This window comes from Nocardioides salsibiostraticola (assembly GCF_054783655.1).
On record NZ_BAAGQD010000027.1, the window covers coordinates 200,228 to 215,973 of the forward strand.

Sequence of the window (15,746 nt, forward strand, 5' to 3'; positions counted from 1 at the left end):
AGCGAAGGACCAGCCGAGGACCGCCATGACGCAGACCCAGCACCTCTCCGACACCTCCCGATCCGGTGCCTCTGCGCCGGAACGCCCAGCCAGCGTGACGCCGGAGTTGCTGGAACGACTCATCGCCCGGGTCCCGGGCTCCTCGGGCCGGACGTGGCCGCTCACGGAGGTCTACTCGGGGAAGGTGCTCGTCGAGCTGCCGCAGTCGACACCGGCCGACATCGAGAAGGCGTTCCTCAAGGCCCGCTCGGCCCAGCGTGAGTGGTCGCAGTGGCCGCTGAAGAAGCGGTTAGCGGTCTTCAAGAAGGCCCACAGCCTGTTGCTCGACCACGCGCAGACCACGGCCGACCTGATCCAGGTCGAGAGCGGGAAGAATCGTCGGATGGCGCTCGAGGAGAGCTGCGACCCGCCGATGGTGATGAGCTACTACCTCAAGCGAGCACCCAAACTGCTCGCCCCGACCAAACGCGGCGGACCGGTCCCGGTGGTGTCGAGCTCGACCGAGATCCGCCAACCCAAGGGTGTGGTCGCGGTGATCTCGCCGTGGAACTTCCCCTTCGCCACCGCGTTGTCCGATGCGGTCGCGGCCCTGATCGCCGGCAACGGCGTGGTGGTCAAGCCGGACAACAAGACCGCGCTCTCTCCGTTGTTCGGGGTCGAGTTGCTCGAGAAGGCCGGTCTGCCGTTGGGGCTGATGCAGGTCGTGTGCGGTGAGGGTGGGGACGTCGGTCCGACCCTGATCGACAACGCGAACTACGTCATGTTCACCGGCTCCACCGCCACCGGCCGCGTCATCGGCGAACGTGCCGGGCGCAACCTGATCGGGTGCTGCCTGGAGTTGGGCGGCAAGAACCCGATGATCGTGCTCCCGGACGCCGACATCGACGAGGCGGTCAAGGGCGCGATCTTCGGCGCTTTCGGGAACACCGGCCAGATCTGCATGCACATCGAGCGGATCTACCTCCACGAATCGGTCTACGCCGAGTTCAAGGAGAAGTACGTCGCCGCGACGCAGGCGTTGAACATCAGCGCGACCTACGACTTCTCCGCCGACGTGGGGTCGTTGATCTCCGCCGACCACCGCGAACGGGTGGCCTCGCACGTCGAGGACGCCGTCGCGAAGGGGGCGACCGTGCTCACCGGTGGTCGTCGGCGCGACGACCTCGGGCCGGCCTTCTTCGAGCCGACGATCCTCGAGGGCGTCACGAAGGGCATGCTCGCGGGCTCGTGCGAGACGTTCGGTCCGGTGGTTGCGCTGCACTCCTACCTCACCGTCGACGAGGCCGTCGGCCTGGCCAACGACACCGAGTACGGCCTGAACGCCTCGGTGTGGGGAGAGGACCTCGCGGCCGCCGAGGCGGTCGGTCGCCGGATCCAGTCGGGCAACGTCAACATCAACGACATCCTGGCCACGGCGTACGCCTCCAAGGGCACCCCCTCCGGTGGGGTCAAGCAGTCCGGCGTGGGCGCTCGGCACGGCGACCAGGGGCTGCTGAAGTACACCGACGTCCAGAATGTCGGGGTGCTGAAGAAGCACGGTGTGATGGGACCGCAGCCCGGCCAGAGTTTCGAGTCCTACGCCAAGCAGATGCTGATCTCACTGAAGGTGATGCGTAAGACCGGGATGCGTTAGTCCCGTGGCTGCGTCCGTGACGGGGTCGGCCGAACCGGTCCTCGACGTCGCGGTCGTCGGGGCCGGCCCGGCGGGGCTGTTGCTGGCGCGGCGACTGCACGAGGCCGGTGTCGCGTTCGAGGTCTTCGAACGCCACGGGGACGTCGGCGGGATCTGGGACATCGACGCCCCCGGCTCCCCGATGTATGAGTCGGCACACTTCATCTCCTCCAAGACCCACTCCGGGTTCCCCGGATTTCCGATGCCCGAGGAGTTCCCGGACTACCCGAACCACCGGCAACTGCTCGGCTACATCCGCTCGTACGCCGACCGGTTCGATCTGCGCCGACACATCCGTTTCCGCAGCGAGGTGCTCAGCGCGGAGACCTCGACCGATGGGCTCTGGCGGCTCACCTTCGCGGACGGGGAGCAGCGCTCGGCGCGTTACCTGGTGGCCGCGAACGGGGTGACCTGGGAGCGCAACGAGATCACCTGGTCGGGCGAGTTCACCGGCGAGATCCGGCACTCGGCGACCTACCGGTCCACCGAGGAGTTCCGCGGTCGCCGCGTGTTGATCGTGGGGGCCGGGAACTCCGGGGTCGACATCGCCTGCGACGCTGCCTTCGCCGCGGACCAGGCCTTCTTGAGCCTGCGTCGCGGCTACCACTTCCTGCCCAAACACATCATGGGACAACCGACCGACGTGTTCGCCGAGACCGGTCCTCGGCTGCCCTGGCGGCTACAGCGGCCGTTGTTCGCCGGGTTGCTACGAGTGATCAACGGACGTCCGGAGCAGTACGGGCTGCCTCGCCCCGACCACCGGCTCCTCGACGCGCACCCGATCATGAACACTCAGATCCTGCACTACCTGGGACACGGGGACTGCCGGGCGAAGGCGGACGTGGCCCGCCTGGACGGGCAGGACGTCGTCTTCGTCGACGGGTCGCGTGAGCGCATCGACCTGATCATCCAGGCCACCGGCTACCACCACGCCTGCCCCTTCCTCGCCGAGGGTGTCCTGGATCAGCGCGACGGCCGACCGGACCTGTACCTCGGGATCTTCGCTCGCCGCCAACCACACCTGGCGGTCCTGGGTTTCGTGGAGTTCGCCTCGGCGGCGTACGCGAACTTCGACCGGATGGCCGAGCTCATCGTGTCCGACGTGACCGCCGACCCGAACAGCGAGCGGGCCCGGGTGTTGGCCGACCTCAAGGCGACCCATCGGCCCGACCTCAAGGGCGGGCGGAGCTACGTGAGGTCCGAGCGGCACGCGAACTACGTCGAGGTCGAGACCTACCTGGCCACGTTGGGGTCGGTGCGCGAACGGCTCGCGAACGTCCGCTAGGTCCCCGAACCCTGCTGCTGGGCGTCACTGGACGCCCGACCGGGCAGGCGTATGGCGGCGGTGGTCCCGACCCCCACCTCGCTGGAGATGTCGATCTGCCCGCCGAGGCGATTGACCAGCGCCTTGACGCTGGTCAGTCCGAGGCCGGAGCCGCCGTCGTCCTCGGCCAGCCCTCCCCGCTCGAACTCGTCGAAGATGAGCGGCAGGTCCTCCGGGGCGATGCCACGACCCGAGTCCGACACGCTGATGACCACGGCGTCGCCATCGAGCGCGGCATCGATCACCACCGGGGCGCCGGAGTGGGTCGAGTACTTCAGGGCGTTGCTCACGAGGTTGTCCAGGATGCGGAGCATGGCGTTGCGGTCTCCGGCGAAGGACAGGGACGGGGCGTCGACACGCACGCGCTCGGCCCCCAGCCCCGGGCGAAGGACGGCCACCGCGTCCCGGGCCAGGCCAGCGGTGTCCAACCACTCGATGACCGGTTCCGGCTCCTCGGACCGCAACCGGGAGTGATCGACCAGTTCGTCGGTCATCGCCGAGAGCCGTTGGGCGTTGCTCATGATCTTGGCCAGGAACTTGTCACGTTCCGCGCCCTGAACCATCGGCAACATCTCGGCGTACCCCGAGATCGCGAACAACGGAGTCTTGAAGTCGTGGGCGAAGGTGGCGAAGAACCGTTGACGCGCCTCGTCGTACCGACGGCGGGCGGAAAGATCCCGGGTGACCTTCGCGAATCCGGTGTGCTCACCCTCCCCGTCGTGGATGGCGGTGATGACCACGTCGGCCCAGAACCGGGTCCCGTCCGCGCGGACCCGCCACCCGGTCTGTTCCACGCGGCCCTCGTCGCGAGCCGTCTCGAGGAGCTGCAGCGGAAGACCTACGTAGCGGTCCTCGGGGGTGTAGAAGGCCGAGAAGTGCATGCCGATCGCCTGGTCGTGGGTGTAGCCCTTGAGGCGTTCCGCACCGAGGTTCCACGACTCGACCAGGCCGTTGGGAGACAGCGCGATGATGGCGTAGTCGCTGACCTGCTCGATCAGGAGCCGCAGTCGTTCCTCGCTACGACGGAGGTCTTCCTCGAGCGCGTGCTGCTGTGTCCGGTCCCGGGTGACCTTGCCGAAGCCGATCAGATCGCCGTCGTCGTCGTGCAGGGCGGTGATGATGACGTCGCCCCAGAAGCGGCTCCCGTCGGCGCGGACCCGCCACCCCGTGTGCTCGGCGCGACCCTCGGCCGCGGCCTGTTGCAGCAGTTGTTGGGGAAGCCCCGATTGTTGGTCCGCGTCGGGGTAGAACACCGAGAAATGCCGACCGATCGCCTCCGAGTCGGTGTAGCCGACCAGGCGTTGCGCGGCGGGGTTCCACGACTCGATGACCCCGTTGACGTCCAGGGAGATGATGGCGTGATCGATGAGTTGCGAGATCAGGCGCGTGGCATCGGACAGGCCGAGTTCAGCCGGCCCCCTCGGCGGAGAGTTCGCACCCTTCATTGCAGCACAGTAGCCGGTGACGTCCGTGTCACGTGAGCCTCGTCACCCAGCGTCCGTTCCGGCCAGGTCAGCACAGGGGCAGCACAGGGTCAGGCCAGGGCCCAGTCGATCGGGGCGCATCCCTGGTCGGTCAGCAGGGCGTTGACCCGGCTGAACGGTCGGGAGCCGAAGAAACCCCGCCGTGCCGAGAGCGGTGAGGGGTGCGCTGATTCCACCCGGGGCACCGGTCCGAGCATCGACCCCAGGGACTGGGCGTCCCGGCCCCAGAGGATCGCCGCGAGCGGTTGACCGGCCCCGGCGCGGCGTACGAGCGCCTCGATCGCGCAGGCCGTGACCTCCTCCCACCCCTGCTTGCGGTGGGAGCCCGCCTCGCCGGGTCGCACGGTGAGGACCCGGTTGAGGAGCATCACGCCCTGATCGGCCCACGCGGTCAGGTCGCCGTGGGGCGGGGGAGTGACCGGGATGTCGGTCAGGTCGTCGGCGAGCTCACGGTAGATGTTGGCCAGGCTCCGCGGAAGGGGCCGTACGTCGCCCTCCACCGCAAAGCTCAACCCGATCGGATGGCCCGGGGTCGGGTAGGGGTCCTGGCCGACGATGAGCACCCGCACCTGCGACAAGGGGCGCTCGAAGGCCCGGAAGATGCGTTCGCCCGCCGGGAGGTAGGGGCGATCGGCTGCGACCTCGGCGCGCAGGAACTCACCGAGGGCCGCGATCCGATCCTCGACCGGATGGAGGGCCTCGGCCCAGTCCGGGGCCATCAGGCCCTGATCGACCAGTCCGGCTAGGGTGCTCATGGCGGCCAGACTAGGCAGCCTTCCCCGACCGTTCGGCCATCAGGGGCGACCGGCGGCCGCGACCCCCACGTCCACGGTGAACAGCACGGCCTCGGCGGCCGCGGCGCGAGCGTCCTCGGAGAAGTCCGGGGCCGAGCAGATGAGCAGCGTGGTGCCGTTCGGTCCGCCGAGCTGACAGGCGAACGCACCCAGGCCCTCCGGCATGGCGATCCGGTCGGTGATCTCGCCGCCCTCGGCGACCCGCACCACCTGGTTGCCCAGGGCGTCGGCGGCCCAGATCTGACCCTCGGCGTCCAGGGTGCATCCGTCGGGGGCGACCCCGCCGACGGTCAGCATCTCCATCATCGACCCGAGCGGGGGCGGCGGGGAGATCTGCCCCCAGACCCGCCGGTCGGTCAGGGACCCGTCGTCGGCGATGGTGAAAGCGGTGTAGCGGCAGGCGATGGTCTCGCCGACCACCAGGGTGACCTCGTCGGGGAGGATGACCGCGCCGTTGGGGAAGTAGACGTCCTGCGCCGCCACGTGCACCGACCGGTCGGGGTCGATGCGCACCAGGTTGGCCGGCTCGGGGTCGGCGCCGCCCATCAGGTCGAAGCCGAAGTTGCCGACGAAGGCCCGCCCGTGGACGTCGACGACCAGGTCGTTGGCCTTGCCGCCGCAGTGGGCGCTGAGGTCGGCGTAGTGGGTGACCTCGCCGTCGGTGGAGCGGTGCAGGACGTGCTGCTCCTTCATCGAGACCACCAGCATCGACCCGTCCGGCAACCACCCGATCCCCGACGGCTGACCGGGCACCTCCATCAACACCTCGACCTCGCCCTCGGGGGTGATCGCGGAGACGGTGTGGGCGTAGAAGTCCGAGATGTACCACCGGCCGTCGTGCCACCGAGGGCTCTCGTAGAAGTGGCCGCCGGAGGTCAGGGTGCTCAGTTCACGGGTCATGCCTGCGAAAGTAGCACCGCGTGTGGCGCCCGTCACCGCTTGAAGAAGTACGCCTTCCGGGGGAGGTACGTCGGCCGTCCCCGCTCGCCGATCTCCACCCGCAGGATCGCCTGGTGGGAGGGGTCGCCGGCGATCGCGGACTGGTTGGCCACCAGGACGCTGGTGCCGTCGAAGGTCATGTTCGACGGGTTGTCGAACGGAACCGGGGACCCGTTCTCGCCGCTGAACGGGGCACGGGGGAACCGGTCGATCTCGACCCCCTGTGCGGTCAGTTCGACCAACTGGTTGGTGAGGCCGACGTTGGCCAGATAGATGTGTCCGGAGCGGCCGATGCCGAAGCCGTCGGGCAGATCGGTGGACCGCGAGGTCCAGAGCACCTTCAACCGTCCCGGGGCGCCGCGCGGTCGCACCGCCAGACTGTAGAGGTAGCCCCTCGTGGGGTCGGCGGGTCCGCTGCCGCTGGTCTGTTGGCTGATCAGGAGGTCGTGCTTGTTGGGACCGGTGCGGAAGCCGATGCCGGTGGTGCCGAACCCGCCGACGCCCTGCAGGGCGGGGGAGGCGAACCAGCGTTTGACCTTCCGGTTCCGTTTGACCTTCCAGATCACTCCCTGGGCGTAGTCGGTCACGTAGAGCGCCTTCTTCGGCCCCCAGGTCGCGTAGTTCGGGACCGCTCCGGCGGGAAGCCGCGCGATGGTGCGGAAGCGCCCGGTGTCGGTGTCGAGGGTCATGATGGCCCGACGGGAGGTCTCCAGCAGGATCAGTTTGCCGTCGCGGGTCTGGTTGGCGACCTGGATGCCGTGGGAGCCGTCGCGGATCTGCCCGGGCACCGCCCAGGAACGCAGCAGTCGACCTTGCTGGGTCCATTCGCGCACCCGCGAGCGGGCCGTCGAGTCTGAGTTGACGTAGGTGCCGGCGTACACCCGGCTGTTGCGGTGCTTCATCACGTACGCCGGGTAGCCCGGTGAGCCGACCAGGGAGAACACCGAGGTGGTCCACTTGGGCGGGGAAGCCGGTGGGGCCGCGGCCGGGGCGGTCCCCGCGGGGAGGACCAGAGCACAAACCAGACCGGCGGTGAGAACCAGCAGACGGGCCCTCATCGGAGCCGGTCCAGGACCTCGGTGGCGGCGCGCTTTCCGGAGCGCACCGCGCCGTCCATGTAGCCCGACCAGTAGGTCGCGGTCTCGGTGCCCGACCAGTGCACCCGACCGTGGGGCCGCCGGATGGCGGGACCGAAGCGCACCATGGAGCTGTTGCCGGTGTGCAGGGCGGTGGGGCCACCCTGGGTCCAGCGCTCCTGGGTCCAGTCCTGTTCGGTGTACTCGATGGGGTGCAGCGCCTGATCGCCGAACATCTCGGCGAACCCGGCCAGCACCTCCCGGCGACGTTGGTCGCGGGGGAGCCGGCCGACGCGCTCCCAGGTGGAGCCACCCACGAAGGCGAGTAGGACTCCGGGAGTCCCGTCCGGAGGGGAGTTGTCGAAGACCGCGCGGGTCGCCCCGGCGTCGCTGATCCCGAAGCCGTTCAGCCCGGCCTCGCGCCAGAACGGTTTGGCGTAGACCGCGTCGCACTTCATCAGCGAGCCCATCTCGAGGCTCTTCATCAGACGACGACGCTTGGTCGGGAGTTGGGGGTACCAGTCGATGTCGAGCACCAACGGCGGCGGGGCCGCCACGATGACGCGCTGGGCGCGCACGGTGCCGCGGCGGGTGTGCACGATGGCGCGACCGTTGCGCTGCACGATCTTCTGCACCGGTGCGCGCAGGGCCACGATGTCCCCGAGTTGGCGGGCCAGCCGTAGCGGGATGAGTTGGGAGCCGCCGATGAAGCGACGTTCCTGGGCGCCGTTGGCGGTCTCGGAGTTGCGGGCGAACGTCCCGGGGTTGCGCTCGTTGCCCGAGCAGGCGACGTACCAGAGGGTGAAGAGGAAGGAGAGCTCATCGGGGTCGGCACCGAACCCGGGTTGGGACCAGGCCTTGATGAGGTTGCCGACGCCGTCGGCGTTCAGGGAGTTGCGGCGGATGAAGTCGCCCAGCGTCATCGCGTCCCACTCCCGGGCGCGAGGATGGGTCCAGGGTGCGTCGACCGCGATCTCGGCGGCGTAGGTGTCGATCCGCTGGAGCAGGATCGCGGCGTCGGGGAGGATGGTCGGATCCGGCGGGACGGTGCCGGAGTACTCCTGGCGGCCGGTGGTCGAGGAGATGTAGACGCTGCGGCCGGTGTTGTACTCCGCGAAGGTCCTGACCTTCAGGTTCCGAGCCAGACCGGCGATGTGGTTCTGGGTCGGCCCGATGAAGGCGCCGCCGGCCTCGATCGTGGCGCCGGCGTCGAGGCGGTGGTTGAGCACCCGGCCGCCCACCCGGTTGCGGGCCTCCACGAGGAGCACCGAGCGGCCGCTTCTGGCGACCTTGCGGGCGGCCACGAGTCCGGCGATCCCGGCCCCGACGACCACGACGTCGACCTCGCGGGGGAGGGATCCCTGCAGGCCCCGCGGGCCACGCCCGGCGGCGTCGGCGGCGAGTTCGGCCCAGGCACCCGAGCCCAGGGCGACCCCGCCCAACGCGGCGCCACCCAGGAGGCCTCGGCGGGACAGATCCTCGGGCAGGTGCGGGTACAGATCGTTCATCAGGAGCCCCCATGGATCCATAAACGTAAACGTGTGTCAGGTTTGCGATTCGTACCCTACCCTCGGACACGTGTCCAGCGCAGCGCAACCAGATCCCGGGTCCCCCGAGCCCGCGACCCGGCGGCGGGAGCCGCGACAGGTCCGCAGCCGGGAGCGCGTCGCGCGCCTTTTGGACAGTGCCGCCGTCCTGGTGGTCGAGCAGGGGGTGGAGGCGCTGACGACGCGGGCGATCGCCACCCACGCCCAGGTGCCGGTGGCTTCGCTCTACCAGTACTTCGCCGACAAGGAGGGCGTCCTTCTCGCGTTGGCCGAACGCGACATGGCCGAGATGGACGAGGAGCTGATCGCCGACGTCGGGGCCCTGATCGCGCAGCACGGCCGGCCCACCGTGGAGCAGTTCATCCGAACGGCGCTGGGGGCCTTCGTCGCTGTCTACGACCGCCGCCGCGCCTTCGTCGAGATCTATCTGCGCGGCCGCACGAACGTCGCGGTCCACGAGTTCGGACGCCAACACAACCAGCGGGTGGCGGCGACTCTCCGAGCCGTCGCCGTGGACGCGGGGGTGGTCGGCCCCGAGCTGACCGAGCTCGCGGCCCGACTGGCCGTCGACATCGGTGATCGGGTCTTCCAGCTCGCCTACGAGGTCGATCCCGGTGGCGACCCCGCGCTGGTCGAGGAGGGCACCTGCATGCTGATCGCCTATCTCGAGCGGTACGCCGCGAGTGCGACTCGATGACCTCGACGACGCCGCGCGAGCAGGTCGCCACCGCGGCCCGACGGCTCGGTGAGGCCGGCCTGTTGGTCGGCACCGCCGGCAACCTCAGCCTGCGTGAGGGGGATCGGATCTGGGTGACGGGGACCGGGGTGGTGTTGGCCGACTGCCGGCCCGACGACGTGACCGCGGTGTCCCTGAGCGGGGAGATTCTCGAGGGGCGGTTGGTCCCGACCTCCGAGGTCGACCTGCACCTGGGGCTGTACGTCGGGCCGATCGGAGCGGTGGGGGCGGTGGTGCACACCCACGCGCCGTACTCGACCGCCGTGGCGTGTGTCCTCGATGAACTACCGGTGCTGCACTACCAACAACTGGCCCTCGGTGGCCCGGTCAGGGTGGCGGCGTACTCCACCTTCGGGACGGGCGAACTGGCCGAGAACGTCCGCGAGGCGCTGGTCGGCCGACAGGCGGCCCTGATGGCCAATCACGGCTCGGTCGCCATCGGTGCCGGACTCGACCAAGCGGTCGAGAACGCCCTGCTGCTGGAGTGGCTGGCGACCCTGCACCACCGGGCCAGCACGCTCGGGACCCCCCGTGTCCTGACCGAGGAACAACAGACCGCGGTGGTCCTCGCCGCACTCGAGCGTGGCTACGGCACCGTCCAGGAGAACCCATGAATCAGCCCCCCATCCCCCGGCCCGTCATGCGCGTGGCCGCGGTCGGCGTACACGTCCTCGACACGCATGTGATCGGCATCGAATCGATCCCGCCGGGATCCGACGGCGCGCTGGTCGACACCATCCGCCTCTCCCCGGCTGGTACGGCGGGGGGCGCCGCCCTCGTGCTGTCCAGACTCGGTGCCGACGTGCTGTCCTTCGGTGCGGTGGGGACCGATCCGTCGGGTGAGTTGCTGCGGACGCTGCTGGAGCGCGAGGGCGTGGATGTTTCCGGTCTGGTGGGCAAGGACGACGCGCAGACGTCCGGGTCGGTCATCCCCGTGCGGCCGAACGGGGACCGGCCGGCGTGGCACTGCATCGGCGCGAACGGCGCGTTCACCCTCGAGGATCTGGATCGCGAGGCGCTGGTCGGTATCACCCACCTGCACCTCGGTGGACCGGAGTTCCTCGGCGGCGAGGCGGCCGCGGAACTGTTGGCGTTGGCCCGCTCGCTGGGGGCCACGACATCCATGGACATCCTCGCGCCCGGGGATCCAGACATGCTGGCGTGGATCGCGCCGGCGTTGCCGGAGACCGACTACCTGCTCCCCAACGACGAGCAGGTGCTGGGCTTCACGGGCACCGAGAGCCTGGTCGAGGGGGCCCAGACTCTGGTGGCCGCGGGGGCCGGGTGTGTCGCGGTCACCTGTGGCGCACGGGGCGCGCTCGTGGTGGACGGGGTGGGAGTGACCGAGGTGCCGGCGCTGGTGATCGACCCGGAGGACCTGATCGACACCACCGGATGCGGTGACGCCTTCTCCGCCGGTTTCCTCCGAGGGCTCTCGTTGGGCCATCCGCCGGTCGAGGCGGCGGCGCTGGGATGCGCGACGGCGGCTCAGGTCGCGCGGGGCCTGGGCACCGACGCGGGCGCCTACGACCTGGAGTGGGTACTTCGGTCGGTCCGCTCGGTCAGCTCGGTCGGTTAGCGAGGACCGGGTCGCGCGGTGCGGACCGGTCGGAACAGTCGGTCGAGGTAGGCCGCCAGGATCGCCTCCCGTAGGCGCGGCGCGGCCCGGTTGAGCAGCACGTTGATCGGGGCCATCCGCGTGGGCAGACGGGAGCCTGGGAGAACGGTCTCCGAGGCGGGTGTTGATGTGGGGCTGGCTGCTTGAGCCTCGGTGGTGAGCCCGGCCGCCTCGAGCAGCGCGTCGAAGTCGTCGTCGGTGAGGTGTTCGGGGACCAAGGACTGGAGGATCGCGAGGACCTGGGAGTCGACCGTGGCCGGACCGGTCTCGCGGGCCACGTCGACCGCGGTGCTCAGGGTCTCCAGGCACTCGTCGACCAGGGGCAGCGTGGCGGCGCTGACCGAGAGGTGCAGCGTGGGCGGGGTCTGCCGCCAGGCCATCTGGGGTTGGACGTACCACCCGCGCTCGACCATCTCATCGGCGATGGTGAACACATCGCAGGTCTCGTCGGCGACCAGCGCGATGAGGGTCGAGTCAGGCTTCACGGCCAGGCTGAGGCCGTCGATCTTCTCGATGCCGGCGACGAGGAGGTCGACGGCGTCCAGGCAGTCGCGGGCGAGCTCGGCGTACCCCTCGTGACCGACGGTCCTGACCGTTGCCCAGGCCCCCGCGAGGGGGCCGCCGGACTTGGTGGACTGCATCGTGGTGTTGATCATCGTGTAGCCGGGCCACGCCGCGCTCGCGAAGTACGTCGGTCGACGACCGGCCGGATCGCGGTGCAGCAGGATCGATGCGCCCTTGGGGGTGTAGCCGTACTTGTGTAGGTCGACCGAGATCGAGGAGACCCCCGGGACGGCGAAGTTCCAGGAGGGTTTGACCCGCCCGATGCGGTCGGCGTACGCCAGCACCCAGCCGCCGATGCAGGCATCGACGTGCAGCGGTACGCCGCGCGAAGCGGCGGCCGCGCCGAGCCACGCGATCGGGTCGATGACGCCGTGGGCGTAGGAGGGGGCCGAGGCGACGACCAGGACGGTGTTGTCGTCCATCGCCTGCGCCATCGGTCCCACCTGGGCGCGGAAGTGATCGTCGACCGAGATCACCCGGAGCTCGACCTTGAAGTAGTTGGCCGCTTTGAAGAAGGACGCGTGAGCGGTCGCCGGAAGGATCATGTTGGGGGTCTTGATGTCGGGTCGCGCGTCACGCGCACCCTGGACGGCCAGCATGATCGACTCGGTGCCCCCGGAGGTGACCGTTCCGACCGCCTCGGGTGGTGCCTCGACCAGGTCGCAGGCGAAACCGACCAGCTCGTTCTCCATGGTCAGCATGCTCGGGAAGGCCGAGGGATCCAGACCGTTGGACCCGGCGTACGCCGCCACCGCCTGGGCGCCGACCTGTTGGACCGCCTCGAGCCCCGAGTCGAAGACGTAGGCCAAGGACCGACCCCCGTGGATCGGGAGGTCCTGGGCCTGCAGCTCTCTGAGCTGGTCGAGCGCGTCCGACATATGTCCTCCAGGGGCGAGACCCCCCACCCTAGGTGCGTCGTACCCCTCCATGGCTGTTCCTCACGAAGTTCGTCAGATGGGGACGCGAAGTTCGTCAGATGGGGACGCGAAGTTCGTCAGATGGGGACACGAAGTTCGTCAGATGGGGACGCGAAGTTCGTCAGATGGGGACACGAAGTTCGTCAGATGGGGACACGACCCCATTCGGCGTACCTCGGCGCCCCATTTGGCGAACTTGGGAGCCCCATTTGGCGAACTTCGTGGTTAGGGGGTGGGGCGGGAGAGGCGATCGAGGAAGGCTATGAGGACGGCTTCGCGCAGGGCGGGGGAGGCGAGGTCGAGCAGGGCGTTGATGCCCGCGCGCCGGGTGGGGAGGCTCAACGTGTCCCCGCTGTCGCCCGATTCGCCCGCGACCGGTGTCTCGGGGATCAGGCCCGCGGCTTGGAGGAGACCGTCGAAGTCGGCATCGGTCAGACCCTGCGGGTCCAGGGCGGCGACGTATGCCGCGACCCCCGCGTCGACCTCGACCGGTCCAGCTTCGACAGCGGCGGCGACGGACTCGTCCAACGCCGTCAGGAACTCCTCGACGTGGGGCAGGGTGGCGGCGCTGACCGAGAGGTGGATGTTGGCGGGTTGGCCAAGGTAGGACAACTGCGGTTGGACGTACCACCCACGCACGTTCATCTCGTCCACCACGGTGAACGGGTCACACGAGGCATCGGTGGTGAAGGCGATCAGGGTCGAGTCGGGTTCGGCCACCAGCCGCAGGGCGGAGGCGGCCTTGATGCCGGCCGCGATCCGGTCGGTCGCCTCGAAGGTGTCGCGGCACAACGACTCATAGCCCTCGTCCCCGATCGTCTCGACGACCGTCCACGCGCCGGCCAGTGGACCACCGGACTTGGTGGACTGCACCGTGGTGTTCAGCATCGTGTAGCCGGGCCAGTCGGCCCAGGCGAAGAAGTGGGTACGCCGCAACGCAGGGGTGCGGTGCAACAGGATCGAGGTGCCCTTGGGCGTGTAGCCGTACTTGTGGAGGTCGACCGAGATCGAGGTGACCCCGTCCACCGCGAACGTCCACGGTCGGACCTCGCGACCCAGCCGCGCGGCGTACGGCAACACCATCCCGCCGATGCACGCGTCGACGTGACAGCGGATGCCCCGCTCGGCGGCCAGGGCAGCGATCTCGGTGACCGGGTCCACCACGCCATGCGCGTACGACGGAGCGCTGGTCACCACGAGGACCACTGCATCGCCGGCTTCGTCGAGAGCCGTTCGGGTCGCCTCGACGTCCGCGCGGAAGTCGGGACCGGCGGGGACCACGCGGGTCGCGACCCCGAAGTAGTGAGCAGCCTTGTGGAACGCGGAGTGCGCGGTGTCGGGCAGGACCATCACCGGCGTGGTCCCGGCCGGCAGGGTCGCGCCGTCGCGGGCCGCCTGCACCGCCAACAGCACCGACTCGGTCCCGCCGGACGTCACCGAACCGACGTACCCCTCGGGGGCGTCGAGCAACCGCCCGGCGAACCCGACCAGGTCGTTCTCCATCTGAAGCATGCTGGGGAAGGCGGTGGGGTCCAGGCCGTTCGACGCCGCGAACTGCCCGACCGCAGCCGCGGCCAGGCGGTCGACCTCGGCGAGACCGGAGTCGTAGACGTAGGCCAGGGTCCGTCCGGTGTGGATCGGCAGATCCTCGGCCTGCAGTGCGTCCAGGCGGGCACCGATAGGGGTGGGGTGATGACTCACGGGTTTCCTTCGACGTCGAGTGCGTTCAGTGAATAACGGGACAGCCACCAGAGGCTGAGCAGGATCAGCAGGGTGGGGATGACGGAGAATCCGACGGTGATCGCGGTGAGCGCCGAGTCGGGTTGCAGCACCTGCTCGACCTGGCCCGACGTGCTCGAGCGGTAGCCGCCGATGGCCAACATGACCGCGAACAGTCCGGGGCCCAGGGCGAGCCCGAGGGTTTCGCCGGCGGTCCACACGCCGGTGTAGACCCCCGCCCGGTTCGATCCCGTGCGCCGCGCATCGACGGCTGCGGCGTCGGGCAACATCGCGAGGGGGAAGACCTGACACCCGGCGTACCCGACCCCCACCAGGGCCACAGCGGCGAAGACGAAACCGTCGGGGGTGACGCGGGCGATCGCGGCCAGGGCGGCTCCGGTCGCCAGCACCAGCGACGAGGCGATGTAGGCCTGCTTCTTCCCGATCCGCCCGCCCAGGTTCGACCACGCGGGGGTCAGCAGCAGAGCGGGGCCGACGAAGCAGACGAACAGGATCGTCGTGGCGCCGTCGCGACCCAGCACGTCCCCGGCGAGATAGTCGACGCCGGCCAGCATGCAGCCCACCGCGAGGGCCTGGAGGATGAAGGTGGTCAACAGCAGTCGGAAGTCACGCGCGGTGGCGACGATGCGTAGTTGGTCGCGCAGGCTCCCGGCTCCGGCGCTGACCGCGCCGATGGGAGCGTCACGGGTTCCGCGGTAGGAGCTGAACACTCCGGCGAGGATGATCAGGGCCATCACGACGCCCATCACCCGGTAGCCGTTCCGGCCGCCGACCGCGTCCCGGATGATCGGCGCCGTGGCACCGGCGAGCATGATCGTGAAGGCGAGGATCGCCACCCGCCAGGTCATCAGGCGGGTGCGTTCGTCGTAGGACGAGGTCATCTCCGCCGGCATCGAGACGTACGGCACCTGGAAGAACGCGTACGCCGTGGCGCAGGCCAGGAACGCCACCAGCACCCAGGCGGCCTCGGCGACCTGGGAGCCCATGTCGGGGGCGGCGAAGATGAGGGCGAAGGTGATGGCCAGCGGGATCCCGGCGCGCAGCAGGAACGGCCGCCGCGGTCCGCGGGGGTCCTGGTGCCGGTCGCTGATCCGCCCGGCGATCGGGTTGAGGATGACGTCCCAGGCCTTGGGCAGGATCACGATGAACCCGGCCGTCAGCGCGGCGATGCCGAGGCTGTCGGTCAGGTAGGGCAGCAGCATCAGCCCCGGAACCGTGCCGAACGCGCCGGTCGCGACCGAGCCGGATCCGTAGCCGAACCGGACGCTCCTGGTGAGGCCCGGGGCCGGGACCGTCGTACTCATGGGCGTGACCCTAATCGCACGGTGCCCGGTA

General features: G+C 69.6%; 13 protein-coding genes. 5 read left to right on the forward strand and 8 right to left on the reverse strand.

The annotated features are described in order from the left end of the window. Positions 1-25 precede the first annotated feature (25 nt). On the forward strand, positions 26-1,633 hold the full coding sequence (locus ACYVLV_RS18760; RefSeq protein WP_460812720.1) for a succinic semialdehyde dehydrogenase: 1,608 nt from the start codon (positions 26-28) through the stop codon (positions 1,631-1,633). Positions 1,634-1,637: 4 nt separating this feature from the next. Continuing rightward, positions 1,638-2,957: a flavin-containing monooxygenase gene (locus tag ACYVLV_RS18765; RefSeq protein ID WP_460812723.1), complete on the forward strand. Its 1,320-nt coding sequence runs from the start codon at positions 1,638-1,640 to the stop codon at positions 2,955-2,957. Here ACYVLV_RS18765 and ACYVLV_RS18770 read toward each other — a convergent pair. From ACYVLV_RS18770 to ACYVLV_RS18790, 5 genes are all read right to left on the reverse strand, one after another. After that, complete coding sequence (locus ACYVLV_RS18770; protein ID WP_460812726.1) at positions 2,954-4,441, reverse strand: PAS domain S-box protein; 1,488 nt, start codon at positions 4,439-4,441, stop codon at positions 2,954-2,956. The two genes, ACYVLV_RS18765 and ACYVLV_RS18770, sit on opposite strands and share 4 nt — an antisense overlap. Positions 4,442-4,530: 89 nt before the next feature. Beyond that, the gene (locus ACYVLV_RS18775) at positions 4,531-5,235 is read right to left on the reverse strand and encodes a uracil-DNA glycosylase (RefSeq protein WP_460812728.1); all 705 of its coding nucleotides are present in this window, start codon (positions 5,233-5,235) and stop codon (positions 4,531-4,533) included. A 39-nt stretch (positions 5,236-5,274) separates the two neighbouring features. Next, positions 5,275-6,174 carry an SMP-30/gluconolactonase/LRE family protein gene (locus ACYVLV_RS18780; protein ID WP_460812730.1) on the reverse strand — a complete coding sequence of 300 codons (900 nt, stop codon included), beginning with the start codon at positions 6,172-6,174 and terminating at the stop codon, positions 5,275-5,277. A gap of 32 nt (positions 6,175-6,206) precedes the next feature. Then, a complete protein-coding gene (locus ACYVLV_RS18785; RefSeq protein ID WP_460812732.1) occupies positions 6,207-7,271 on the reverse strand; it encodes an SMP-30/gluconolactonase/LRE family protein in 1,065 nt (354 codons plus the stop codon). Then, entirely contained in the window at positions 7,268-8,797 is a 1,530-nt protein-coding gene (locus ACYVLV_RS18790; protein WP_460812734.1) for a flavin monoamine oxidase family protein, read from the reverse strand. Before ACYVLV_RS18790 ends, ACYVLV_RS18785 begins: the two co-directional genes overlap by 4 nt. Positions 8,798-8,867: 70 nt before the next feature. Here ACYVLV_RS18790 and ACYVLV_RS18795 point away from each other — a divergent pair, with 70 nt between their 5' ends. The 3 genes from ACYVLV_RS18795 to ACYVLV_RS18805 are packed head-to-tail and all read left to right on the forward strand — an operon-like array spanning position 8,868 to position 11,151. After that, positions 8,868-9,533: a TetR/AcrR family transcriptional regulator gene (locus ACYVLV_RS18795; RefSeq protein WP_460812737.1), complete on the forward strand. Its 666-nt coding sequence runs from the start codon at positions 8,868-8,870 to the stop codon at positions 9,531-9,533. Next, complete coding sequence (locus ACYVLV_RS18800; RefSeq protein ID WP_460812739.1) at positions 9,530-10,186, forward strand: class II aldolase/adducin family protein; 657 nt, start codon at positions 9,530-9,532, stop codon at positions 10,184-10,186. The genes ACYVLV_RS18795 and ACYVLV_RS18800 overlap by 4 nt, the downstream gene beginning before the upstream one ends. Continuing rightward, complete coding sequence (locus ACYVLV_RS18805; protein ID WP_460812741.1) at positions 10,183-11,151, forward strand: carbohydrate kinase family protein; 969 nt, start codon at positions 10,183-10,185, stop codon at positions 11,149-11,151. Before ACYVLV_RS18800 ends, ACYVLV_RS18805 begins: the two co-directional genes overlap by 4 nt. Here ACYVLV_RS18805 and ACYVLV_RS18810 read toward each other — a convergent pair. From ACYVLV_RS18810 to ACYVLV_RS18820, 3 genes are all read right to left on the reverse strand, one after another. Further along, positions 11,148-12,632 carry a pyridoxal phosphate-dependent decarboxylase family protein gene (locus ACYVLV_RS18810; RefSeq protein WP_460812743.1) on the reverse strand — a complete coding sequence of 495 codons (1,485 nt, stop codon included), beginning with the start codon at positions 12,630-12,632 and terminating at the stop codon, positions 11,148-11,150. The two genes, ACYVLV_RS18805 and ACYVLV_RS18810, sit on opposite strands and share 4 nt — an antisense overlap. Before the next feature lie 264 nt (positions 12,633-12,896). Continuing rightward, entirely contained in the window at positions 12,897-14,372 is a 1,476-nt protein-coding gene (locus tag ACYVLV_RS18815; RefSeq protein WP_460812746.1) for a pyridoxal phosphate-dependent decarboxylase family protein, read from the reverse strand. Next, a complete protein-coding gene (locus ACYVLV_RS18820; RefSeq protein ID WP_460812748.1) occupies positions 14,369-15,715 on the reverse strand; it encodes an MFS transporter in 1,347 nt (448 codons plus the stop codon). The genes ACYVLV_RS18815 and ACYVLV_RS18820 overlap by 4 nt, the downstream gene beginning before the upstream one ends. Positions 15,716-15,746 lie beyond the last annotated feature (31 nt).